Origin of the sequence: Chryseobacterium glaciei (genome assembly GCF_001648155.1) — a bacterium.
Taxonomy (GTDB): domain Bacteria; phylum Bacteroidota; class Bacteroidia; order Flavobacteriales; family Weeksellaceae; genus Chryseobacterium; species Chryseobacterium glaciei.
On the sequence record NZ_CP015199.1, the window covers coordinates 4,271,189 to 4,297,210 of the forward strand.

General features: G+C 35.5%; 21 protein-coding genes. 9 read left to right on the plus strand and 12 right to left on the minus strand.

What is annotated here, in order from left to right:
• The first annotated feature begins 25 nt into the window (after positions 1-25).
• The 6 genes from pdxR (at position 26) to pdeM (ending at position 8,445) form a co-directional block, all read left to right on the plus strand.
• Entirely contained in the window at positions 26-1,513 is a 1,488-nt protein-coding gene (gene pdxR, locus A0O34_RS19295; protein ID WP_066758420.1) for a MocR-like pyridoxine biosynthesis transcription factor PdxR, read from the plus strand.
• A gap of 39 nt (positions 1,514-1,552) precedes the next feature.
• Positions 1,553-1,774, plus strand: a complete 222-nt coding sequence (locus A0O34_RS22740; protein ID WP_228394389.1) for a SidA/IucD/PvdA family monooxygenase — start codon at positions 1,553-1,555, stop codon at positions 1,772-1,774.
• A gap of 520 nt (positions 1,775-2,294) precedes the next feature.
• Positions 2,295-3,317, plus strand: coding sequence for a ligase-associated DNA damage response exonuclease (locus A0O34_RS19300; protein WP_066758422.1), 1,023 nt, complete (start codon positions 2,295-2,297; stop codon positions 3,315-3,317).
• 85 nt (positions 3,318-3,402) lie between these two features.
• Entirely contained in the window at positions 3,403-4,983 is a 1,581-nt protein-coding gene (locus A0O34_RS19305) for an ATP-dependent DNA ligase (protein WP_066759841.1), read from the plus strand.
• 197 nt (positions 4,984-5,180) lie between these two features.
• Positions 5,181-7,625, plus strand: a complete 2,445-nt coding sequence (locus tag A0O34_RS19310) for a ligase-associated DNA damage response DEXH box helicase (RefSeq protein WP_157886074.1) — start codon at positions 5,181-5,183, stop codon at positions 7,623-7,625.
• A gap of 175 nt (positions 7,626-7,800) precedes the next feature.
• Complete coding sequence (gene pdeM, locus A0O34_RS19315; RefSeq protein WP_066758424.1) at positions 7,801-8,445, plus strand: ligase-associated DNA damage response endonuclease PdeM; 645 nt, start codon at positions 7,801-7,803, stop codon at positions 8,443-8,445.
• Between the two features lies 1 nt (position 8,446).
• Here the strand turns inward: pdeM and A0O34_RS19320 are convergent, their stop codons facing one another.
• The 3 genes from A0O34_RS19320 to A0O34_RS19330 form a co-directional block, all read right to left on the minus strand.
• Positions 8,447-8,968: a GNAT family N-acetyltransferase gene (locus A0O34_RS19320; RefSeq protein ID WP_066759847.1), complete on the minus strand. Its 522-nt coding sequence runs from the start codon at positions 8,966-8,968 to the stop codon at positions 8,447-8,449.
• Between the two features lie 9 nt (positions 8,969-8,977).
• A complete protein-coding gene (locus A0O34_RS19325; protein ID WP_066758426.1) occupies positions 8,978-9,988 on the minus strand; it encodes a S41 family peptidase in 1,011 nt (336 codons plus the stop codon).
• A gap of 68 nt (positions 9,989-10,056) precedes the next feature.
• Complete coding sequence (locus A0O34_RS19330; RefSeq protein WP_066758428.1) at positions 10,057-10,851, minus strand: helix-turn-helix domain-containing protein; 795 nt, start codon at positions 10,849-10,851, stop codon at positions 10,057-10,059.
• A 189-nt stretch (positions 10,852-11,040) separates the two neighbouring features.
• Between A0O34_RS19330 and A0O34_RS19335 the strand changes: the two genes are divergently transcribed.
• Positions 11,041-12,045, plus strand: coding sequence for an alpha/beta hydrolase family protein (locus tag A0O34_RS19335; RefSeq protein ID WP_066758430.1), 1,005 nt, complete (start codon positions 11,041-11,043; stop codon positions 12,043-12,045).
• 238 nt (positions 12,046-12,283) lie between these two features.
• Here the strand turns inward: A0O34_RS19335 and A0O34_RS19340 are convergent, their stop codons facing one another.
• The 4 genes from A0O34_RS19340 to A0O34_RS19355 form a co-directional block, all read right to left on the minus strand.
• Positions 12,284-12,865, minus strand: coding sequence for a 5'-methylthioadenosine/S-adenosylhomocysteine nucleosidase family protein (locus A0O34_RS19340; protein WP_066758432.1), 582 nt, complete (start codon positions 12,863-12,865; stop codon positions 12,284-12,286).
• Between the two features lie 12 nt (positions 12,866-12,877).
• Positions 12,878-13,576: a DsbA family oxidoreductase gene (locus A0O34_RS19345; protein ID WP_066758434.1), complete on the minus strand. Its 699-nt coding sequence runs from the start codon at positions 13,574-13,576 to the stop codon at positions 12,878-12,880.
• Between the two features lie 107 nt (positions 13,577-13,683).
• Positions 13,684-14,850, minus strand: coding sequence for an MFS transporter (locus A0O34_RS19350; RefSeq protein ID WP_066758436.1), 1,167 nt, complete (start codon positions 14,848-14,850; stop codon positions 13,684-13,686).
• A 13-nt stretch (positions 14,851-14,863) separates the two neighbouring features.
• Entirely contained in the window at positions 14,864-15,868 is a 1,005-nt protein-coding gene (locus tag A0O34_RS19355; protein ID WP_228394319.1) for an alpha/beta hydrolase, read from the minus strand.
• Between the two features lie 92 nt (positions 15,869-15,960).
• On the opposite strand from A0O34_RS19355, the gene A0O34_RS19360 reads away from it, so the two are divergent.
• Positions 15,961-16,344 (plus strand): winged helix-turn-helix transcriptional regulator, encoded by a 384-nt coding sequence (locus A0O34_RS19360; protein ID WP_066758437.1) that lies wholly within the window; start codon positions 15,961-15,963, stop codon positions 16,342-16,344.
• A gap of 40 nt (positions 16,345-16,384) precedes the next feature.
• On the opposite strand, the gene A0O34_RS19365 is transcribed toward A0O34_RS19360, so the two are convergent.
• Positions 16,385-17,578 carry an MFS transporter gene (locus tag A0O34_RS19365; protein ID WP_066758439.1) on the minus strand — a complete coding sequence of 398 codons (1,194 nt, stop codon included), beginning with the start codon at positions 17,576-17,578 and terminating at the stop codon, positions 16,385-16,387.
• Between the two features lie 639 nt (positions 17,579-18,217).
• On the opposite strand from A0O34_RS19365, the gene A0O34_RS19370 reads away from it, so the two are divergent.
• Positions 18,218-19,006, plus strand: a complete 789-nt coding sequence (locus A0O34_RS19370) for an SDR family oxidoreductase (protein ID WP_066759849.1) — start codon at positions 18,218-18,220, stop codon at positions 19,004-19,006.
• A gap of 39 nt (positions 19,007-19,045) precedes the next feature.
• Here A0O34_RS19370 and A0O34_RS19375 read toward each other — a convergent pair whose 3' ends face one another.
• From A0O34_RS19375 to A0O34_RS19390, 4 genes are all read right to left on the minus strand, one after another.
• On the minus strand, positions 19,046-21,505 hold the full coding sequence (locus A0O34_RS19375) for a glycoside hydrolase family 3 C-terminal domain-containing protein (protein WP_066759850.1): 2,460 nt from the start codon (positions 21,503-21,505) through the stop codon (positions 19,046-19,048).
• 4 nt (positions 21,506-21,509) lie between these two features.
• Complete coding sequence (locus A0O34_RS19380; RefSeq protein WP_066758441.1) at positions 21,510-22,541, minus strand: nucleoside hydrolase; 1,032 nt, start codon at positions 22,539-22,541, stop codon at positions 21,510-21,512.
• 112 nt (positions 22,542-22,653) lie between these two features.
• Positions 22,654-23,529, minus strand: coding sequence for an alpha/beta hydrolase (locus tag A0O34_RS19385; RefSeq protein WP_066758443.1), 876 nt, complete (start codon positions 23,527-23,529; stop codon positions 22,654-22,656).
• A 183-nt stretch (positions 23,530-23,712) separates the two neighbouring features.
• Positions 23,713-26,013, minus strand: coding sequence for a glycoside hydrolase family 3 protein (locus A0O34_RS19390; RefSeq protein WP_066758445.1), 2,301 nt, complete (start codon positions 26,011-26,013; stop codon positions 23,713-23,715).
• Positions 26,014-26,022 lie beyond the last annotated feature (9 nt).

Below are 26,022 nucleotides of genomic sequence, written 5' to 3' on the forward strand. Positions count from 1 at the left end.
GTTGAATGGTGCCAGTTTTTGTATTATGGATAGTCCGGCTGAAATTCCTTATAAAAGTTTTGTAAAAATTGATAGAAAGTCTGAAACTTCTATCTATATGCAAATTTCCAATCAGTTGATCAATGCGATACAGAGAGGTTATATTCCTTTCGGAATAAAACTTCCGGGAACGAGAGCTTTAAGTCAGATTTTGGAAGTACACCGAAATACAATTGTTGCGGTTTATGATGAATTATTTGCGCAAGGTTGGGTAGAGAGCCTTCCGAATAAAGGAACTTTTGTCATCGGAAAGAATCAGGAAAAGCCATTAAAAATTAAAACTTTTGAGGAAAACCATCTTGAAAAGTACCCAAAATCGACAGGTTTTTCTTTTAAAACGTCAAATATTTTAGATAATCCTTTTGAGCACTCTACTTGTGAATATATTTTCAATGATGGCGTTCCAGATATCAGATTAACCCAAATTGATCAACATTCTAAATTCTACAGCTCTATTCTGAAGCGAAAGTCTCAGCAAAAAATGTTAGGACATTACAATCACGATGGAAGTGAATTTTTCAAGAAAAATCTTTCCCATTACCTCAATTTATCACGAGGATTACCCATTTCGAAGAATAATCTTCTCATCACCCGAAGCACGGAAATGAGTATTTATATCGTTTCGGAAATATTATTGTCACAAGGAAATACCGTTTTGGTGGGAGCTTTAAGTTATTTTTCTGTAAATATGATCTTTCAAAAAGCTGGGGTTGATATTGTTTCAATTCCGATTGATGAAGAGGGAATTATCGTAGAAAGTGTAAGAGAAGCCTGTCAAAAACAAAAGATCAGAATGCTTTACATTACGCCCCATCACCACTATCCTACTACGGTCACCTTGAGTGCAAAACGAAGACTAGAGCTTCTCAATTTAGCCAACGAATATGGTTTTATCATTCTTGAAGATGATTACGATTATGAATTTCATTATGATAAAAGTCCGATTCTTCCCTTGTCCAGCGCCGATACGAACGGAATGGTTATTTACATTGGCTCATTTGGAAAATCTCTTGCTCCAGGCTTTCGTACAGGCTTTATTGTGGCTCCCGAAAATTTGATGATTGAAATGCGGAAATACCTCGGAATTATCGACAGACAGGGCGATGTTTTGATGGAACGGGTTCTTGGAGAAATGATCGCTGAGGGTGAAATTAACCGTTATTTAAAGAAATCATTAAAAGTTTATCAGGAAAGACGAGATCATTTTTCTGATTTGTTGAATGAACATTTAGGAGATTTCATCAACTTTCAAAAACCATCGGGAGGCCTCGCTATCTGGGCAGAATGGAATATTCCGATCAACCTGATGCAACTCAGCCGTCATTGCACTCAAAACAATCTTTTTATTCCCAAAACTTTACTTTATCAGAATAAAAATATTACTGCAATGAGATTGGGGTTCGGAAATTTAAATTTTGATGAAATGGAAAAAAGTATCGAAATTTTATCTGAAAGTGTAAAATTAGTGACCTAAGCCCCAAGGTAGTTTATTGAATCAGAGAATCTTCACATTATCGAAGTTTTAGATTTAAAAAATAATGATGTTACAAAATATTTTACGAAAAAATTAGCTTTAGGAACAGGAACTCAGCCAAGAGTAGATCATTTTTATAACATGCCGGCTTCCCAAAGACAAAATTTATTGGCAAAACAACCTCCACTTTATAAAGGAATTAATTTCGAATTGATCAACGATATTTTCGATACAATGTACGAAATGTGCCTTTACATGTAGACTTGAAACCAAGTTGTCAACTCGATAATATTTCTCCCGAAGGCAATTCTTATGTCCTGAATTTCACTAATGTTCAGGATGAAATTACTTTCACTCTTCTTTTTAATAGCTTTAATTTTCCCACAACAATTAATTGGATTAATGCTTCTCTGATATACAGTGAGTGATAATCAAATTAATGATTTCAGGTTATTCTTTTCTGTACTCTCTTTATTACTGATTACGGTGTTGGCACTTTCCTACTATCCTGCAGTAAATGACAGTAAGAAAGCAAGCTTTTTGGTATTTTTACGCCAGTTGATTTTATACATTCCGTTAATGTTGATTTTACCGTATTATTTCGGGGTTAAAAGCATCTATTGAGGAAGTGCTTTGATTGAATTAACAGTTGGAATTATTACTTTCTTCTTACTAAATAATTATAAGCTAAAATTGAAAAAGGCTTAAAAATTTTAATTTCCATACATTCTTAAAGTGATTGGTTAGATTTTTGAATATTAAATCTAAACCAATCATACCATTGAAACTAATCACATTCACCAATAAAGGTATTTACTGTCCGCAAGGGAAATTTTACATTGATCCTTGGCGACCTGTCGATTATGCAGTTATCACACATGGTCACGCCGATCATGCCCGCTGGGGAATGAAAAAATATCTGTGTCACCATTTCACAAAACCTATTTTACATCAAAGAATTTCCCCCGACATTGAATGTCAGACATTACAGTATGGTGAAGTCTTGGATATCAACGGTGTTAAACTCTCACTCCATCCGGCAGGCCATATCATTGGTTCTGCCCAAATTCGTTTGGAATATAAAGGATATGTAAGTGTGGTTTCCGGAGATTATAAAGTTCAGGACGACGGATTAAGTACGCCTTTTGAGTTGGTTAGGTGCAATGAATTTGTTACAGAAAGTACTTTCGGACTTCCCATTTACAATTGGCTGGAAGTTCCTGATCTTAATAAAAGACTTCAAAACTGGGTGTTACGAAATCAGGAAAATCAAAAGACATCAGTTTTCATTGGTTATTCTTTGGGAAAAGCTCAGAGAATCATGAAAGTGGTTGAGGGAATGGGGAAAATCTATGTTCACTACTCTATTGGTAAACTCAATAAAGCATTTGAAGAGGTCGGAATTATACTTCCCGACTATGAAGTTCCCGATTTTAGAGAAAGTATAAAACATGTTCAAGGCGATATTGTGATTGTTCCGCCAGCTTTGTTGGATAGCAATGTAATTAAAAAAATACCGGACGCTGCCACAGCGATTTGTTCAGGCTGGATGCAGGTTCGCGGAGCAAGAAGATGGCGAAGTGCCGATGCAGGATTTCCCATGAGCGATCATGCCGATTGGAAAGGGTTGTTGCAAGCCATTAAAGCTACGGAAGCGGAAATTGTACACGTTACGCATGGACAAACCGAAGTTTTTTCTAAATATTTAAATGAAATCGGAATAACATCTGATGTCGTTGAAACGTTGTATGGCGATAATGATGAAGAGGAAACCGAGAAAGAAGTTATTAAAGATGTTGAATAGTCTCTTAACCATGTCAAGGTTTTGAACCTTGACATGGTTAACGAAAAACGGAAAAAGTGAACAAAACAAATGCTATCCCCTACTTATGAAACATTTTGCAGAATTGATCAACGCTTTGGAAAGTACCAACAAGACCAACGCAAAAATTGATGCCATTATTGATTATTTGGAACGCGCTCCCGATGAAGATAAATTGTGGTTTATCGCCTTGTTCACAGGTAAAAGACCGAAACGAAATGTCAACACCAATTATATGAAAGAATGGGCATTGGAAATTACCCAATTACCATTTTGGCTTTTTCAGGAAAGCTATTCTTCTGTTGGAGATCTTGGTGAAACTATTTCGTTAATTCTCCCTCCTCCAACGGAAAAAATTGATAAAACATTGTCTGAATGGATGAATGAAATTATCAGTTTAAAAAATAAAACAGAAGCAGAAAAGAAAGAATTCGTTTTACATTCATGGAATGGATTGGATTATACAGAACGTTTGATTTTCAATAAATTACTGGGCGGAAGTTTCCGTATTGGAGTCTCTTCTAAAACATTAATTAATTCTTTAACAAAGTTTTCAGGACAGGAAGCAAGCACATTAATGCACAGTTTAATGGGAAAATGGCAACCTGATGAAGTTTCATTTAAAGAACTGATTTCAGCGGAAAATATTAACCCAGATAATTCCAAACCCTATCCTTTCTGTTTGGCTTATCCTTTAGAAAAAGAATTGGGAGAACTCGGAACTCCAGACGAATGGCAAGTTGAATATAAATGGGACGGAATTCGTGGACAAATCATCAGACGAAATGATGAAGTTTTCATTTGGTCGAGAGGTGAAGAATTGGTCACAGAACAATTCCCTGAAGTTGCAGAAACAATACAGGCAATGAAAGGAAATTTTGTTTTGGATGGAGAAATACTTGCGGTAAGGGATGGTAAAGTTTTAAATTTTAATGAATTACAAAAAAGATTAAACCGAAAAAACTTACCTAAAAAAATGCTTTTGGAAATTCCGATTGAAGTTTTTTGTTATGATCTTTTAGAATTGGAAGGAACTGATCTACGCGAAAAACCAATCTCTGGCAGACGCGCGATGCTGGAAGAATTACTATTAAATCAAGCTCCTGAAAATATTAAGCTTTCTCAAGTTATTGATTTTGAAAACTGGGAAGATTTAAACCAAATCAGAGAAAATTCCAGAGATATTAATAGTGAAGGTTTGATGTTGAAACAAAAAAATTCCCCTTATCATTCCGGACGAAAAAAAGGCGATTGGTGGAAATGGAAAATCAATCCTTTAACGATTGACGCCGTTCTCATTTATGCACAAAAAGGAAGTGGAAGGCGAAGTGCCTATTACACTGACTACAGTTTTGCCGTGAAAAATGGCGATGTTTTGGTCACCATTGCAAAGGCATATTCAGGCTTAACGGATAAAGAAATAATGGAAGTGAGCAAGTTTGTCAATAAAAATGCGATTGAAAAATTTGGACCTGTTCGTACCGTAAAACCGGAATTGGTTTTTGAGATTGCTTTTGAGGGAATTGGTTTTAGCAATCGACATAAAAGCGGTGTGGCATTACGATTTCCAAGAATTGTGAGATGGCGGAAAGATAAAACTGTGAACGAGATTGATGATTTGGAAGAAATTAAAAAATTGATACAATAAATTAAATTTATAAACGCAAAGACACAAAGAATTTATTTATAATTGAAAATATTTTTCGTTCGCAAGGGCACTTCGTTCAGCAAATGATAGCAATAAACCTTGGCTGAGTGAAACGCCTTTGCGAACGAAAAAATATGCAGAAAATATTTTAAAAATATCCTTGCGAACCTAGCGTTAAAAATCAAAAAACAAAAAAATTGGCTGCATTTGAAAATACCGACGGATTTAAGGTCATTCAACAATGGATGGCTGATAAAGGCAATTCCCCTTTCAATTTTCAAATCGAAACTTGGCGAAAATTCGGAAATGGATATAGCGGAATGGTCATTGCTCCGACAGGTTTTGGGAAAACTTTTTCCGTTTTTTTAGCTCTAATTTCAGATTTTCTAACGCATCCTGAAAAGTATAAAAAAGGATTAAAAATGATCTGGGTAACTCCTCTTCGTTCACTGTCAAAAGATATTGCAAAAGCAATGCAGGAAGCGATTGATGAGATTGGGCTAGATTGGCTTGTAGGCGTTCGAAACGGTGATACAGATCCTAAAGTAAGACAGCAACAGGTGAAAAATATGCCCGATATTTTGGTGGTAACTCCCGAAAGTTTACATCTTCTTCTAGGACAGAAAAATCACCTCCGATTCTTTACAAATCTCCAATGTTTTGTGGTGGATGAATGGCATGAATTACTAGGCTCAAAACGTGGAGTTATGGTTGAATTAGGTGTTTCTCAGTTGAGAAAATATGTTCCAAAAATGAAAATTTGGGGAATTACCGCAACCATAGGAAATTTAGATGAAGCGTTGGAAACTTTAATTCCTTATAACATTAAAAAGACTAAAATTACCGCCAAAGAACATAAAAAGATTGATATTATTCCTGTTTTTCCTGATGAAGTAGAAATTTTGCCGTGGGCGGGACATCTTGGACATAAATTAGCGGATAAAGTGGTTCCGATTATTTTAGCTTCTAAATCAACGATTGTTTTTACCAATACCCGGAGCCAAAGTGAAATGTGGTATCAGTTGTTATTGGAGGCTTATCCGGATTTTGCGGGTCAGATTGCGATTCATCACAGTTCGATCGATGCTCATTTAAGAATTTGGATTGAAGAAAATTTAAGTAATGGAAAATTAAAAGCTGTCGTTTCCACATCATCTTTAGATTTAGGCATTGACTTTAAACCTGTTGATACCGTAATACAAATTGGCTCAGCAAAAGGGGTTGCAAGATTCCTTCAACGAGCCGGGCGAAGCGGCCACTCCCCTTTTGAAACCTCAAAAATATATTGTGTACCTACTCATTCTTTAGAGTTGATCGAGGTTGCAGCATTAAAAGAAGCTGTCAAACAAAAGGTTATTGAACCTCGCGATCCACAGGTATTGTGTTTTGATGTTTTGGTTCAGTTTTTAATGACTTTAGCGATTGGCGATGGATTTTATCCTGAAGAAACCTATGAAAGGATTAAACAAATTTATACTTTCCAAGAAATTAGAGATGAAGAATGGAAAAGTATACTCGAGTTTCTAACGATTGGCGGAAGTGCTTTAAAAAGCTATGAAGAATATCACAAAGTCGTTGTGATGGAAGATGGTTTATTTAAAGTAACTTCTCGAAAAATAGCCATGCTTCACCGTATGAATATGGGTGCAATCGTAAGTGATGCGATGTTAAAAGTGAAATTTATTTCAGGTGGCTATATCGGAATGGTTGAGGAATATTTTATCTCAAGATTAAAAAAAGAAGAAAAATTTATATTAGCTGGAAGAGTTTTGGAAATTGCGATTGTGAAAGACATGACAGTCTATGTTCGATTATCGAAAGGGAAAGCGATGGCGCCAAGTTACTTAGGAGGAAGATTGCCTTTAAGCTCTAATTTAGGACACTTTTTAAGAGAAAAACTATCAGGCGCGCTAAATCCAAAAGCTTCTGAGAAAGAACTGAAATTTTTACATCCATTACTGGCAAAGCAGGAAGAACGTTCTCATATTCCGAAAGATGATGAATTTTTGGTTGAATTAATTAAAAACCGCGAAGGTTATCATTTATTTATGTATCCTTTTGAAGGCCGTTTGGTGCATGAAGTGATGGCGGCATTGATTGCTTACCGGATTTCAAAATTAGCTCCGATATCCTTTTCAATGGCGATGAATGATTATGGTTTTGAGTTATTCAGCGATAAAGAAATTCCGTTAAATGAAGAAAATTTACAAAAAATATTAACCAGAGATAATTTGATGGTTGATGTAATTTCAAGTATTAATTCGGCTGAAATGGCAAGAAGAAAATTCCGTGATATCGCCGTAATTTCTGGAATGGTAATCCAAAACTTTCCGGGACAACAGCGATCCAATAAGGCATTACAAAGTTCTGCAGGTTTAATTTTTAAAGTATTGGAAGATTATGATCCGAATCATTTCTTGGTAAGACAGGCTTATACGGAAGTTTTTAATATGCAATTGCAGGAACAAAGATTGGTTAAAGCCTTTAAACGAATAGAAAAATCAAAAATTATTTTGAAATTTGCCAATACTTTTACCCCTTTAAGTTTTCCTATAAAAGTAGATAGTTTAAGACAAACTTTGTCGAGTGAAAGTTTAGATGCAAGGATTAAAAAATTGATTGAACAAGCGAAGAAAAAATGAAAAAGGGTTAATTGTCAATACCTCAAGAGTGAGTTTTGTGATGAAAAAATGCTTAATAAATTATGTTCATTTCTAAACCTAACAGGTTTTTAAAACCTGTTAGGTTTGTATGGCAAATAAGCAAACACTCTGTTCCATTCAAAATTACAAGCGGTTTTTAACACGAGATAGACAAATGAATTTAGCAACAAAAAATACAACTATTCAAAACGAAATTTTCACTTTAACCAATCAGCGTGCGTTGTTTTGGAAAAAGGAAAAAGCCTTGATTTTATCCGATCTTCATATTGGAAAAACTGCTCATTTCAGAAAAAACGGAATTGCCTTAGCAAATCATATCATGAAAAATGATTTAGAGCGATTATCAATTTTAATAGAATATTTTAAACCTGAAAAATTCATTGTTGTTGGAGATCTTCTGCATGCCGGAGATAATTCTGATGTTGACGAATTTTGTACTTGGAAAAATCAATATTCAAATATAAAATTCTATCTCGTTGAAGGAAATCACGACCGAATCTCCAAAACTTTAGTCCAAAAATTATGTCTTGATTTTAGAGCCAATCAATTAAAAATTAATGATTTTGTTTTTGTACATGATTTTGATAAATCAATCGAAGATTTTCAGATTACAGGACATATTCATCCAGGAATTGTGCTTAATTCTGCTGTAAAAAAAATACGACTTCCCTGCTTTGTACAGACGGAAAATCAGTTATTGCTTCCTGCTTTCAGTGAGTTTACAGGTTTGGATACAAAAAATCTTCCGAAAGGTGGAAGATTCTATGTTTTTACGGATTCTGAAATTCATGAAATTTAGATTATTCCAGCATTTTTTTCATCATTAAATCGGTCTGTTCGTCATCTCCCAACCTGAAAATATGTTTATCGAATTCAACAAAACCATTTTTTTTGTAGAAATTTACAGCTCTTAGATTTTCTTCCCAAACACCTAACCACAGATAGTTTTTTTTCTGTTGTTGAGCGGTTTCCAAAGCTTGGTCATATAATAGCTGACCTACTTTTTTACCATGATAACTTTTTTTAACATAAATACGCTCAATCTCCAGAGAGGTTTCATCCTGTAATTCGGTTTGAGCTTTACCCGAATTCAGTTTTAAATATCCTACCGCATCATCTTCTTCCCAAGCGATAAAGAAAAATGAATCAGGATTGTTCAGTTCAGCTTTAATTTTTTCAGTGTTAAAGCTTTCTTCAAGATATGTTTTCATAGCTTCTTCTGAATTACTTTCTGCAAAGGTTTCAGAAAACGTTTGGATTCCTAGGTTTTGTAATGTTTCAAGGTCTTCAAGAGAAGCTTTATTAATGATAATTGATGCCATTCTATTCATTTATTCCTCTAATTTATTAATAAGATTTTTTATTTCGGGTATACTTAATTCTGTTTTTGTATCTGTTTTTAAAATATTTTTAAGGGCTTTTGCATGAGCGATTTTCAAGGCATTCTCCACTTTCGTTTCATGATCAGGGTTAACGCCAATATGTTCCCAGTTGGTATGACTTACCGATGATGTAACTTTACCTGCCGGAACCAGCAATAAGTATTGATCTTGAATAATGAAATCTTTCACAGGATTGGCAGCACCACCTGTTTTCTCTCCAATTATTTCGGCTAATTTATATTCTTTTAAAAAATAAGCAAGTGCTTCTCCCGCAGAAAATGTTTTGTTGCTGGTTAAAATATAGACTTTTTTATTCAGATATTTCTCTCCCGAAACCTTTGATAATGTACTGTTAAGATCGGCTTTATTGTTGTATCTGGAATAGGTCGTATACAAATCGGTCTTATTATTAAAAAAATAGCTACAGAACAATAGAAGCATACCATTATCCCCGCCTCCATTTTCTCTGAGATCAATAATCAGAGAATTGGTATTGGCCACAAAATTCATGGCAGATTCTAATGTTTTTGTACTGGATTTTGGTTCTGCAAAACCTTTGAAATTGATATATCCAATATTTCCTTCTAGTCTTTTAACATTTTCAAATCCGAAATTTTCGAGACTGTTATGAAAGTTATTTAATTTCTCCATTTCCTTTTCATTTCCTTGTTTTTTTGGAGTATAATTTTCGAGGTATTTAACAAAGAAATGTTTGTCTTTAATAACGGTTCTCAACCTTTCAGTAAGTAATGCTGCGAACTCTTTTTTGCTTAAATTACTAAAAGATCCTTTTTGAGATTCACTTTTAAATAAAGAATCTACTTTTTTATAGGCATCTTTATCGATATAATATTGCTTCACTTTTTCTGTAATATCAGAAAGTACGGCTGTATTATTGTCTTTCTGCGCGTAATAGAGCAAAGAATGGCAAAGGAAAATTCCGACGAGTAATTTTTTCATAGAAAAAGAATGTAATGTTTCAACAAAGGTATTTCAATGAATAAAACATAAATTGTAAAAATGGAAACTCAAATAAACAGCCAAATATTATTCTGCTCGGTATCTACATTTTCAAAAAACTTTTTGGGGCTTATTTTGGTGAGTTCCTTGAAATCTTTGATAAGATGTGATTGGTCATAAAAAAGGTTTTCATAGGAAAGCTCGGTAAGGTTTTTTACTTTTCTATTGGTTATCAAAGCTTTTCTGAATCTCTGGATTTTTCTGTATTCAGAAGCGGGTTTACCTAAATATCTTTTAGAAATTTTATTTACATATTGTCTGGTGATCTTATTTTTGGTGGCAATTTCTTCGATACTCAGTTCAGAATCTAAATCAGAAGTTATAGTAGAAGCCAATAGTAAATCTTTAAGCTTAAATTTTAAAAGCCAATAATCCTCCAGTAATTGTATCTGCATTTTTCTGTCGGATTCTTTTAAGATTTGATCCATTATTTCTTTAAAATCTGAATCTTGAATTTTGTCCTTTAAATCTATACTCTGATCTGCTTCAAAAAAGTGATACATTCCTAACGGTTTAAAGTAAACGGTAACTTCATTAATCGTCTGTTGATAATGGATTGCCGTTGGGACAGAACATTGAGAAACAAAATCAATGATTAGATTGTCTGTTGAAGACTCATGAATTTTCAGCCATCCTTTTTCCTGAACAATAGATGCATTCTGACAAGCGGATAAAATAAAATAGTTGTCCGGAAATGTAAGGTATTTGATAGGCTTCTGAGATTCATCTTTGGACATGAAATAATATCCTTCAATATATTTTTTAAGAATAGGATGAGTAGGCTGATAGAAGTTGACTTTCATAAAATTGAGCAGAAACGTAAAAATACAAATAGAAAATAGTATTATCTCAAATTTTATAATGAATTAAGTTTTTTTCTAATGAAAAATATTTTTCTTTTAAAATTAATATTGATAGTATTTTATTTTCAATATTGTATTGATAAGTTGGTATATTTGGAAGCAACTGTTAATAAAACAGTATGATAGACTATGAAACCTATATATTTATTCCTAACGCTATTTTTTAGCAGTCCCGTATTTTCGCAAACGGATTTATTTAAACATTATATACTTAATGATTCTAAACTCAAATCATTCCAAATTCATTTAATAACTTCCGACAGCACGGCTGTAAAACCATTACTTGTCTATTTGGACGGATCAGGAAATTTCCCAATTTATTATCAGACAAAATCGGGTAAATATTCTACCTCTATTGCTATGGATCTGAAGAAATATTCAAAGGATTATCATATTGTTTTGATCAGTAAACCTGACGTTCCGTTTAAAGATTCACTTCAGACAAGTGCTTCGGGAAGACGTTTTTATCCAACGAGCGGAAAGTATACTTCATTATACAGCTTAGATTGGAGAGCAGAAACCGCTTCTAAAGCCATCAACTTTTTAGTAAAAAAGATTCCTGTTAACAAGAAAAAAATCATAGTAATAGGATATTCTGAAGGTTCACAGGTTGCCCCAAAAGTGGCGGTGCTTAATAAAAAAGTAACAGATGTTGTTTGTATTGTAGGAAATGCTTTAAGTCAGTTTTTTGATTTTATTATTGAAACCAGATTAGATGTTGTAAAAAACAAAATTTCGGCAGATGAAGGGCAAAAAATTGTCGATTCTCTTTACAGTGACTACGAAAAAATATATGCAGATCCTTTATCTACAAAAAAGACTTGGTACGGAGAAACGTATTTGAAATGGAGCAGCTTTACAAAAACAACTCCACTGGAAAATATGCTGAAACTTAAAATTCCTATTTTATATATTGCTGGGGGAAAAGATAATAATCAAACCATTATAGGGATGGATTATGCAAAACTGGAATTTTTACGACAGGGTAAAAAGAATCTAACCTATAAAGTGTATCCGAACAGCAACCATTATTTTCAGGATGAAGAGATTAAAGATGGAAAGACAGTTACCGTGGACAGAATCGATGAAGTTCATCAGTTTGCAATTGATTGGGTGAATAAGAATTCAAAATAATGGAGATGTAGAAATAATTAAAAATTTAACCACAAAAGTTACAAAAGCTATTATTGAACTATTTAAAATTTAAGCTTGCAAAAGAATAAAAATCAAAGATTTTTTAAGCTTATGTGTTCTTGTTTGCAGTTCATGAAGAACTTAAATAAATAATGCGTAATTCTTTTGACACTTTTGTGGTTAAAATAAAAAATTTAATAGTTTATTGCTGTATTAATTATACAAACTAATTTTTACCTTATGAAAATAATATCTTCTTAAAAGCCTCAGAAGCCAAATGAACCTGTACCGCCCAATCGTCTGCTGCATCACTTCCGGCATCATCTGAGATATATTTTAAACATAGAAACGGAATGTTCTCTTTCATTGCAATCAATGCTAATGGATAGGCTTCCATATCTACAATATTATAATCGGTTTCAGAATGATTCATTTCAAAGCTGTCGCCGCTTCCGCAAACGCCCTCTTTTAGCTCTTCCTTTTTTAAGCCATATTCCAACACAGGCGGAATTCCGGACAAAGGCGTTTCGTACAAACTGAATCCAAGACCTCTTACATCCATATCTCGCTGGATAAATTTTGTACAGCAAATAACTTCACCTTTATTAAAACTTTTACTTCCTGCCGAACCTAAATTTATAATGAGTTTGGGTTTTCTGAGATGAATTTCTTTGGTTAATTCCATGGCTGCATTTACTTTGCCGATTCCTGTAACCAATTTATTTTTATCGTTAAAATCTTCCCCGGCTTCTGAATCTAAAGCAAAAACAAAAAGCGTATCGGAAACAGGATAATGAAGTTCGTCGTTTATTTTTATCATGAAATAGGGATATTAAATGCTGCAACTATCGGTATCACAAGAAGCTCCACCATTAGAAATATCTTTAAAAGGAACTACAGTTTCTTTATAAGTCTGTTGAAGTGCTTCCGCAAAAGCTTCTACAGGTTGTGCACCTGAAACGGCATATTTTCCATTCAGAATAAAAAATGGAACACCACTAATGCCATTATTTTTTGCGTCTGTAATATCTTGATTTACTTCGTTATCAAACTGATTAGAACTTAAAACCTGTTGTGCTTCCTCCTGATCAATTCCTAATTTTCCAGCAATAGAAACCAGTACTTCAAGATCTCCAACATTTTTACCTTCCAGAAAGTGTACTTCAAATAAAGCTTCTTCTGCTTCAGAAGCTTTGTTGTATTTTTTAGCTAAATGAATCAATTTATGGGATGAAAACGTATTGGTAATTAATGCTTTTTCAAAATTAAAATCAATTCCCGACATAGCTCCCATTTGTGCCACCTGACCAATCATTTGCTGAGCCTGAGCATCAGGAAATCCTTTCTTTTCTTTGAAATATTCAGTCGTAGTTTTTGTTTCCGAAGGATCTAAAGTCGGATCCAACTGAAAGCTCTTCCACTCTACTTCTACTTCATCTTTGAATGGCAATTTTTCAAGCGCCTGTTCAAAATTATGTTTTCCTATATAGCAAAACGGACACATTACATCCGACCAGATTTCTACTTTCATTTTTTCTTATTTTAATACTTTAATGAATCTTCTGTAAAGATTTCTTCAATTATTTTAAGTCAATCAAAGTTAATATATCTGGCTATTTCGACCAAATATATTACGGTTTATTCCCCGCATAGTACCACAGTTTTTTCTCTGCGTTCCAACAGGCTTCTCACTCCTATCATGATGAATGCCAAAATCCCGAAAACAAGTCCGATCCAAGGATTAAATTCTACCCCTTTTGTGATGATCATCCATCCGCCTACGGTTGTTCCAAGTGTTACGCCTAAATTACCGAATGAGGTTGCCAAACTATTGGCAAATTCCAATGATTGGGGTACTGATGAGATCATATAAGTAGAAGCGTTAAGGAAGCTTGGAGAATAAAGAAAGCCCCAAATACCAATAACCACAATGGTCGCCAGTAAATTTCCATCTGAAAAGTATAATAAAACAGGGACTAAAATAGTTCCGGAAAGGAAAAAAGCGGTAGTTCCGGCGATATTTTTATTCAGCATTTTTCCAGAGATCCAATTGGCGAAAACTCCGATGATCCCGAATAGAAAAAGCATATAACTGATCATTGTGCTGTCCATTCCTTTTGCTTTGTTCAGATAATCAGCAAAATAACTGTAGGTGGAAAACCAAGCCGTAATCATGAAAAAGTTCATCAACGTACTGATGATAAACGTGGGTTGTGTTAATATTTTCAATTGGCTTCCATAGGATTTTTTCTCTTTTACAGGCATTGGAGGCAGTAAAAAATAAATTCCTGCCAAAGCAATAACACTCACAACAGACTGAACGATAAAAGAAGATTCCCAAGACCAAACACTGGATAACCATGTCGCAAAAGGAACCGTAGTTACCATAGCCAGTGCAACACCGCTGAATACAATCCCCATCAATTCATTGCTGTGTTTTTTATCGGCATTAGAGACTGCAACCGATAAAGCACTGGCAATGTAAACAGGCTGTAAAAATGCAGGCAATATTCTCACCAACATCAACAACCAAAAAGGTGGCGAAAATGAGGAAACAACTCCCGTGATCAGAAACATAAATATGGCAGCAAACATCACTTTTTTACGGTCAAACCCTGACATTAGTAACGTCATAAAAGGTCCTGTAAGGGCAATAATCAACGCAAAAGCACTTAATAAATACCCAGCCTTATCGATACTGATTTGATAATGCTCTGCTATTTGTGGTAAAATACCAATAACTCCGAATTCTGTTGTGATAACGGCCAGAAAGCCCAAACATCCTATATATGCGAATTTTTTCATTTTTTAAAGTCTATTATTTTTCTAATTTTTTAGTAATAAATTCTGCGATTTCTTCAATGGCAGATTGTGTCTCATCGAGAATAATTCCCATGTGCATAAACCCATGAACCATATTTTTATAAAGGCTGGTTTTGACTGAGATTCCAGAATTTTTCATGTGTTGAGCCAATTCTTCGCCTTCATCTCTTAAAGGATCATGTTCTGCTACGATAACCAACGTATGAGGAGTTGCTTTAAAATCTTTTATTAACATGGGAACAGCAAATGGATTTTTTTGGTCTTCTTCGGATGATAAATACCATTTCCAAGCTTGTGATCCCCAATCTTTATTAAGAACCGGACCTTCTTTATAAGTTTCCCAAGATCTTGTACTAAGCGTATTATCAGCGGCAGGATAAATTAAAACCTGAAATTGTAATTGATTTCCCAATTGAGTCGTTAACGCCGTGGCTAATGTTCCACCTGCGCTGTCGCCAATGATCCCGATTTTTTGCGGATCAATTCCTAATTTTTCGGCATTATGGATAAGCCATTCTGCAGCCGTTTTACAATCATTTAATCCGGCAGGAAAAGGATGTTCAGGCGCAAGACGATAATCTACAAACAAAATTACGGCACCTGTTGCATTCGCTAATTTTCTGGCGATTGCATCATGAGTTTCATAACCACCGGAAATAAACCAACCACCATGGATATAAATAATAGCAGGCGATTTTGAAGTGACGCCTTTAGGTCTGTATATTCTAACAGGGAGTTGATGATCTTCTGCTGGAATATTTACTTCTTCGATTATCGCAACCGATTCTTTTTTACCGCTCAGTTGCAGAGCCATGGTTTCATAATTTTTTCGACTAATCTCTAAAGGATTTTGACTGTCAAATACTTCTATTTTTGGTAAATAGTCTAGCACTTTACGTATTGTAGGAGTTAATTGCATTTTTGTTTCTCTTTTGGTATTACTTATGTTTTTACAGGAAATAGTTCCCAGAATGAGAAGCGTCCCTATTATTTTCTGCACGTTTATTTATTTTGAGAGAGCAAAATTAAAATACAAACCCTAAATTTGCACTGTACACAGTTAATTGTATGGTACTAACAAATTTGTAAGTAATGGCAAAGAAAAAGGAAAATTCAACCAATAGCATTAATGCACAATATATTACGGAATGTGATCTCACCTACGCCGTTTGTAAAATTGGAGGAAGATGGAAATTATTGATCTTATGTAAGCTTGAAAATGGCAAATTACGTTTCAGTGAGCTCAGAGACCGTATTGCAGGGATTACAGAAAGAATGCTTACGCTTCAGTTAAGAGAAATGGAAAAGGAAGGATTGCTAAAAAGGACTGTACATGCCCAAGTTCCTCCAAGAGTAGATTATGAATTAACAGAAATAGCCAGAGAACTGATTCCTATTTGGAGACAGTTGGAAGATTGGGGAAAGAAGCATAAAAAATTAGTAAAAGAGCAGGTATTGGAAGTTGATGAAAACTAATGAGATTTATTTATTCAAATATTTTAGACTTTAAAATAATCTACTTTCCAATCTCTTTATTCACTTTGTTACAGAAAAGTATATGAGCGATTAAAGCTAATAATCCAAAAGATGCGCCTACGAAACAAACGCCGTCCCATTGCGCATACTGCCATGCGATAGAAGCCAGCCATGTTCCTAATGATCCACCGATGAAATAGCAAACCATATACACAGTATTTAATCGGTTGACGGCATTAGATTTTATTAAAAAATAATTGGTTTGATTCATAATGTGACTCGATTGTACACCTAAGTCCACAAGGATCACACCCACGATCAACCCCCAATACGTTTCTCCTGCAAAATAGGTGAACGCCCAGCTTCCTAAAACAACTAGCAAAGAATAAGAAATAATTCTGTTGATATCTAAAAATTTTTGAAGTTTTCCGACTTTCGCAGCGGCTAAAGCTCCTACTGCACCAGCTAATCCGAAGCTTCCTACAACCGATGCACCGGCATTGAATGGCGGTTTTTCCATGTGAAAGACCAATGTTGTAAATAAAGCACACATTGACCCAAAAGCCATTGCTCCACGAAATGAAGCAAGCTGTAAAATCGGCTGTGTTTTGGCTAAATGCCCCACAGAACGCATCAATTCTTTATACGTTCCCTTGAAATTAGGCTGCATTTCAGGCAACATTTTGTATACGGCAAACCATACCAAGATCATCAACCCTGCAGCAATTCCAAACATGGCTCTCCATCCCCAGACATCGCCTACAATTCCGCCTATAAATCTTGACAAAAGAATTCCGAGTAACAATCCGGACATGACGGTTCCGATATTGGATGATTTTTCTTTGTCAGACGATAATTCAGCGGCAATCGGGATAAATAATTGAGGAATTACAGACGTCACTCCTATCAGTAAACTTGCCGCATATAACATCCATAATTGGGTTGCAAATGTCATCCACAATAACGATCCAAAAACTAAAAATAAATCGATCAAAATTAATCTTTTACGCAAAAATTTATCTCCCAAAGGAACAATCATTAATAATCCGACTGCATATCCTATCTGAGTAAGCATTGAAATTCTGCTGGCTGCACTTTCGGAAACGTTTAAATCTTTCGAAATAAGTCCCAATAAAGGCTGATTATAATAATTGTTGGCAACTACAAGTCCGGAAATAATGGCCATTAGCCAGATCACAGTACGCGAAATACCGTTGGAAGCGTTCATCTGCATGGTAAAAATTTACTTCAAATTTAGTTATAGAACTCTTGATTTTTGATGTATTTCAAATTGTTAATGATTAATTATCAGATTAATGAAATCAATCAGAAAAGAATGTCTTTTTTAGAGACCTACAAAGGTACTTATTTTTGTAAAAAAGAGATTTGTATAAATTATCTATTTTCGAGTGGTTAATTCATTTTTTTTGTAAAATCGCAAAGACACAATTTTTTAATCATCATATTGTTAATTTGTATTGACTTTTGATAAAAAGATTATTAAATAATTTAACTGTTTTTTTTGACGCAAAGTTTTATTTTAAAGAATAATTTATTTAAGTGAGCAAAGAAGAATCAACCAAGTTGATTTGATGAAGCTGTATTTTCAAGCTTTGCGAAGCAAATTTTATTTGCCTTTGTCTCCTAAAAATCAAAAGTATGCAATAAAATCTTTGCGTTAAAAAAAAGACATTTACGCAACTCATAAAAAATCCTTGAGCCCTGAACCCTGAACCACTATTTTAGTTATATTTTGCGCCTTTGCGATTTTCCAACTACAAAAAATAGAATGTTTTAATTATTCCCATTTTTCACTGAAATCAAGACTTTTCCGTACATTTATCTAATAAGTTTAATGATAAAAGATAGATTCATGAATATTCAATTAATATCAAAAAATGCACTGGTAGGAGCTGCTACCCAAGGAATCGGAGCAGGAATTGCTCTGGAACTGGCGAAATGTGGGGCAAATGTCACCGTTATGGCTCGAAATGAAGAAAAATTAAAAAGCTTCGTGGCTTCCTTACCTGTTATTAATGAAAAACAGAAACATCAATATCTGGTAGCAGATTTTTCTGATTTTGAAAAGTACAGAGGCATTATTTTGGAGTATTTTAAAAATAATTCAATTGATATTCTTGTCAATAATACTAATGGTCCTGAGCCCGGAGTTGCATTAGAGAAAAAGGTGGATGATTATCAGAAGGCTTTTGATCTGGTCTTTAAGACTGTTTGTGAAACCACAAATTTGGCGTTACCTTATATGATCAGACAAAATCACGGACGGATTATCAATGTTTCTTCTCTGTCGGTAAAATCGCCTATTAATAATTTAGTGCTATCAAATGCTATTCGCTCTGCAGTGGCAGCATGGGCAAAGACGTTAGCCAATGAAGTTGCACAGCATAATATTACAGTGAACAATGTTCTCACAGGATATTTTGATACTGAACGAATCAAAAAACTGATTGATCACGAAGCAGAAAAAAGCAATCAATCTGTGGAAGAAATAAAAAAAGGCAGAGAAGATAAAATTCCTATGAAAAGATTGGGTAAACCTGAAGAATATGGTTATTTGGTCGCTTTTTTAGCTTCAGAATATGCTGCTTATCTTACAGGAACCAATATCCCTTTAGATGGCGGATTGAATAATACATATTAAAAAAGAGGTTCAATTTGAACCTCTTTTTCGTTGTTTATTTTAAGGTCTTAAATCCTTAAACTGTTTATCAGCAGGAAAAACATGCTGTACTTTTTCTACAATAATATCTGAATTGACTTCAAACTCTGCATTTTGTTTAATGTCTAAAGATGAAGCGCCGACAGAAACTTTATATTTTCCTTTTTCAGCGATCCATGCGCCTTTCTCGGTGATAAATGAAGCTAAGTCTTTTGGATTAAGCTGTAAAGTAACTGTTTCACTCTCGCCAGGCTGTAATTCCTTTGTTTTTGCAAAAGCTTTCAGTTCAGATTTTGGTTTGTCGATTAACTTGTTCGGAGCAGACAGATACAATTCTACCACTTCTTTTCCGGCTACTTTTCCGTTGTTTTTAACCGTAACACTCACCTGAATTTTATCTTTAAAAGTTGGTGAACTGATTTTTATATTTGAATAATCAAAACTGGTATACGACTTTCCAAATCCAAATTCATATGAAGGTTTTACATTAAAGGTGTTGAAATAACGATATCCGACATAAACTCCCTCTTCATACGTCACTTCTTTTGGGTTTTCAGCAGGAACTCCCGGAAAGTTTTTCGCAGACGGAGTATCCGAATATTTTACAGGGAAAGTCATCGTTAATTTTCCGGAAGGATTTATTTTTCCGGAAATAACGTCCGCTACAGAATGTCCGCCTTCCTGACCAGGCTGCCATGCCAATAAAATAGCATCTACTTTATCTTTCCACGATGCCGTTTCAATAACACCACCGATATTTAAAATTACCACTACTTTTTTACCTTTTGCATGGAAAGCTTTTGAGATTTTATCCAGCATTTCGATTTCTTCAGTCGCCAGATTAAAATCATTATCAACGACTCTATCGCCACCTTCTCCCGAATTTCTTCCTAAAGTGATGAAAGCAATTTCAGACGTTTCAGCTTTTTTAGCAAGGAAGACATCATCCATTTTCATTTCGGGAAGTCTTTCCGGCAACGCTAAAATTCCTCTGGCTTTTCTTCTTTCCTTTTCCGCGGCTACTTCTTTTTCGGCGTGAGGCTTGTATAAATCCACCAATTCTTTATCCAGTTGATATCCGGCAGAATTCAGTCCTTCCAATAATGAAACAGTGTGTTTGTTATTGACACTTCCACTCCCCGTTCCGCCAGTGATCCACGCATAAGAAGTAACTCCGAATAAGGAAACTTCTTTCTGTTTATTAGCAAAAGGCAATGCATAGTTATCATTTTTAAGTAAAACCATTCCTTCTGTGGCTGCATTTCTTGTCACTTCTGCATTTTGAACAAGATTGGGTTTATCACTGTATTTGTATTGTGCGAAAGTCGGAGTACGGAAAACATATTCCAGAATTCTTTTTACATTTATATTGGCAACGTCCTGAGATAATTTCCCAGAATCCAGAGCGGCAAGAAGTACTTTTTTCTGCGCAGGAATTCCCGGCATCAGAAGATCATTTCCAGCATTCATCTGTTTTACAACATCAGAAATTCCGCCGTTTTTGATAGATTCAAATCCCGGGAAACCTCCGAACCAGTCGGTCATTACAATGCCTTTAAAGCCCCATTCATTTCTTAAAACCCGAGTCAGTAAATCCTTGCTGTCGGAGGTATAAACTCCGTTTAACAAATTATAAGAAGACATTACCGTCCATGGCTGAGATTCTTTGACTGTAATTTCAAAACCTTTTAAATACAATTCTCTCATCGCACGTTCTGAAACATGGGCATTGATGGTCAAACGGTTGGTTTCTTCATTGTTGGCCGCAAAATGTTTGATAGAAGTTCCCACTCCTTGAGACTGGATTCCGTTGACAATAGCTGCGGCAGTTTTTCCTGAAATTAAAGGATCTTCAGAATAATATTCAAAATTTCTTCCGTTCAACGGGTTTCTGTGAATGTTTAAAGCCGGAGCCAAAAGAACATCTACTCCATATTCTTTTACTTCATTTCCCATGGCTTTTCCCACCTGCTCCAGTAAGGTTTTGTTCCAGGTTGAAGCTAATGCTGTTCCCACCGGAAAAGCCGTTGCATAATAGGTTTTTGAATCATTATCTCTGGTCGGTGCGATTCTTAACCCTGCAGGACCATCGGCAACTACCGTCGCAGGAATCCCGAATCTATCAAAATTGGCTGTTCCTCCTGCAGCTCCCGGAACAAGACCTTGTTTGGAATCTCCTACAGGCCCTGTCAGGACTTCAATTCCGGGCATTCCTGTTCCGATCAGTAAATCAATTTTTTCAGCATTCGTCATTTGTTTGACGATGGCATCAATTCTTTTATCGACAGAAAGACGGCTGTCTTCCCAGGGATCTAATTTTCCGTTTTTATTTAAATCTTTAAAGGTCTGACCATTTACCATAATGGTCTGAGTATTTTGCTGAGCATTTGCAACTGCCGATGTTGCCAATAAAACAAGAAATAATCCTGAATTTTTGGCTTTCTGAACAAGTTTGATCAATGCAGATTGGTTCTTCTTCATATTTTTATTTGTTTGAATTAAATAATTTGAGTTTAGCATAAAAATCTTCGAACATCAGTCGGATATCTAAGTTGTTGTATATCCTGATATTTCTTCCGTTCGGGTTGTAATCATATGTTCCGTTATCATTGATTTTCGGAGCATTTTTTAATACATACTGACTTGATGACGGATCGGCTTCGAAAGACGACTGTAAAGCGGTTAACAGAATCAACGGACTGTCGCCCATAATGTAAGTTTCACCAATTTGAAGATTGAACTTTTGGGTTCTTTCCATAAGATCCTCAATCTTTTTTGACAGATGAGCCCCAGTTTTCCCTTCCGGCTTTACTCTGGTCATCAGTTCTGCATATGACATTAAAGCCTGCCGGTAAGCATTTCTCGGAATCTGCCACACTTTTAGATCAGATTGATTAAAAACTACCTGTCCTGCTTTTATATCAATTCCAAGATTGTATTCTAAAGGAGTGAAATTTGGTGGCGGAGTTGCCAGATCCTGATATTCAGGACCGCCAATCCACACAACGATTACTTTTTCAGCGATCTTCGGTTCCAGCAGATAGGCACTCGCAATTTCTGTTAATCCGGCTCCACATACGACAAACAGTGGCGTTTTTACATCTGTTCTCATCGCTTCAGCAACAATAGCTTTAGCTCCGGCTGAGATTTGTGGTGTTTTCAGATTTTTTAACTGATCATTTGAACCCTGATAGATTTTAAATTTATCTTTAAGATTCATAATAGTAAGCGTTTCATTCACTTCTTTGACTGCATTTTCAGCTGTCACTGATGATGAATCAAACGGGTCTCCCGGCTTTAAATGAGAACCGATAATGCCCCGAATTTCTGTAGACGGCGAAAGAATCTGATGAACCAATTGAAATAATCCATCCGGATCACCTCCAAAATCATTGTCGACAATTACTCTGTAGCGAGGTTTTACAAATTGATCCATTTCAGAAATCACAGCAGTATTCTGCGCCGAAACAGATACTGCTGCGAATAAAGAAACTATATTAAAAAATACTGATTTCATGAGGTTTTATTTTAATCACAAAAAGCGAATGATATGTTTTAAATAGGATTTTATCCTATACTTTATTAAATCGTCCCTTCGGGACTCTTTTCTTGTGATTTAATTTTAAGAGTTATAAAAACTTATGAAATTTCAGCCAGTCAAAATAGACATCCGACCATTTGTCGACAGGTAAATTCTGTGTTCCCATTCCGAAACCGTGACCTCCTTTTTCATACATATGAAGTTCTACAGGTTGTCCGGCTTCCAACCATTTATTGTAAAGCTGAATACTTTTTGGAGCCAGTTTCAACTGATCATCAGTTGCTGCACAAATAAACAACGGCATTGATCCCGAAATTTTTGAAGTCAAAATATCCTCATTTGGACCCCCGTAAATAGATGCGGCAAAGTTGGGTAAGGTTGATGCATCTTTGCTGTGAAGAACACTTTCTAAAATGACACTTGCCCCAGCCGAGAAACCGATTACACCTAGTTTATCAGCCTGAATATTTAATTCTTTAGCGTGAGCTCTTACATAAGAAATAGCGGTTTTAATATCGTCACCTGCCATTACTTTGATAGGAGCTGTTTTAGCATCAAAAGCTTTTCTGTCTTTGATATTTTCCATCATTTCACGGGCTGGATCGTTGGATTTTGTTTCCAGCAAACGGTATTTTAAAACAATGGCTGTTATTCCGTTTTCGGCGAGTTTTTTTGCGAGATCAATCCCTTCTCTGTTGATCGATAAACTTTGAAAACCGCCACCCGGAGCAATGACGATGGCTGTACCGTTCGCTTTAGCTTTGTCGGCTTCGAAAACCAAAATTGAAGGCTGTGCTACATTGTAAACAACCTCTGTTTTAAACAAATCCGAATAAGTTTGTGCTTCTTTCTGCTTCCAGCTTTCTGTTCCCGGAGCTTTACCACTGTATAACGGGATACTTTTTTGAGCCTGTATATTGTTGATTCCGATAAGGAATATGCTTGCTATAATGAGTTTTTTCATTTTATTTAGTTTTAAATATTTTTTTAACCACAAATTGAAGATTCGACGGAGTCAAAAGGCTGAAAAGTTTTACACTTAAGTAATTTATTAAAGTTAAAAGTCATGCTGTTGAAAAGTACACTTAATCCTTTTGTATCTTTTGACTCTGTCGAATCTTCGATTTATGGTTTAATTTTTTATGAATTATTTTACATATTTCTGCGTTCTTGCATCTTTAATAACCCCTGACCAGTTCAGTCCGTACCCAAAATCATACGCATGACCTTCTGAATCTTTGTAAGGAACCATATCAAACGGAACATCTTCTTTCTGAGTTTCCACTGTTTTCATATCTGCAGGCATCTGAAGTGGTAATAATCCTGAGGGTTCATATTTTCCGGCGATAATATCTACCACAGCCTGATTGGACACATTGAAATTTACCAAAATACCGTCAGAATGTTTTTCAAATTCAGAGAAAATCATTGGTTTTGAAGCGGTAACAGAAACAATGACAGGTTTTCCGTTCATTGCTTTGTAGGTATTTTCAATATTCAATAAATCGGTGAAATTGGTGGCAGTACTTGTTTTATTTTTGAACGTTCTGTCTTTAACCGTTGGTGCCACCACTGCATCTCCTGCCGCTATACTTTTTTCACGGGCTTCTGTTGCCGTGTAGGTTTGATATTGAAGAGAAATTGGCAAATATCCGTTTCCGCCATCTTTTACGTCAACATCGCTGTAGCCTCCTTCTTCACTGTGCGGACTTTGAACGAACACGATGGCAAAATCTGCTTTTGTCGGATCATTCGTAACGTTGTAATGCTTTTTAACAAATTCTAAATCAACGGGATAATCTAAGCTCGGAGCTGTGTACACTCCCCACCAGTTGAATGTTGCCGGAGAATATCGTTTCGGAATGTAAACAGTTTTTCTTTCTTTAACAGGAAGAATCTGAGCTTTGTTTTTCAACATCACAATAGATTTTACCTGAGCATCATATCCTGCTTTCATAAATTCAGGATTTCCTACGATCTTTTTGGTCTCTTCCACGTTTACATAAGGATTTTCAAACAATCCGGTTCTGAAAATATTCTTTAACAGACGAACTGCCGATTGCTCGAAACGGGTACGCATATATTTTTCACCATGTTCTTTCACGCCCATTTGATAAGCTTCCAGAACAGGTCCTTTATCATTATTTCCTCCAAACTGATCAACTCCGGCCTCCAGTACTTTGTAATGACGCTCTGCAATTGACAGTTTTTCAACACCCCAGGGCTTTCCGGCAAAAGTTCCGGGAGTTTTTCCTTCTTCAGCAGTAATCAGCCAGTCGGTACATACAACTCCTTCATAGCCATATTTTCCTCTTAAAAGATCAGTAATTAAATATTTACTGAAACCATTTCCTACATTTTCACCGTTCTTAGCATCCTGGTTAAAGCTGATTGTGTAGTAAGGCATTACTGCAGAGGCTTCTTTGGTTCCTCCATTTAATTTAAAGGCTCCTTCTGTAAATGGCTTCACGTGATTTTGAAAATTATTCCCCGGATAAACGGCATATTTTCCCATTGCCCAGTGACCGTCACGACCACCTTCTTCAGGACCTCCGCCCGGCCAGTGTTTTACCATTGCATTAACACTTTTGTAACCCCAACCATTTTTAATCACGTCTTTTCCAAAAGAAGTCTGGAAACCATCAATATAGCCTCTTGCTAAGTCGGTAGTTAGCTCAGGGCTTTCGCTGAAAACGTAAGCGATTCTGTACCATCGAGGTTCTGTCCCTAAATCGATTTGTGGAGATAAAGCCGTTGAAATTCCCAACGCACGGTATTCCTGAGCGGCAATATTTCCAAATTTTCTGACCAATTCAGGATCGAAAGTGGCTCCCATTGCCAATCCATCCGGCCAAAGAGAAATTTGTCCTCCCGCTCCTTCGTTAAACTCAGCGGTTACAGAAGCCGAATGTCTAGGATCAGTGCTGTTATTGGAAGGAATTCCTAATCCTAATCCTTCGATATAAGACTGTAAATTGTTATTCCATTTCGCTGCGACTTCTGGTGACTGTAAAGTGGTCACCAAAACATGACGAAGATTATCATCTTTTAAAAATTTCTTTTGCTGATCGGTAAGATCCCATGGATTGGCACCGCTTTCACTGAAGAATTTACCATTGTATTTTCCTGCTCTGAAACCTTCAGACGGAGCCGGAACTGCCTGGTGAGCACTATAAAGCATCAAACCGGCGATCTGTTCAACAGACATTTTGGAAGCCAGATCTTTCGCTCTTTCTTCCACAGATAATCGCCAGTCTTCATATTTGTCGAGTTTTCCGTTTTTATTTAAATCTTTAAATTTCTTTCCTGCAACATCAAGAATTTTCACTCCCGATTCTTCGGAATATCCTAAAACGGGTCCGTTATTGTTTTTTATCTGATGAATATTTTGTGCAGAGACCGAGATCCCGAAACACAAAACTGCGATACTTAAAACTGTCTTTTTCATTATTCTTCC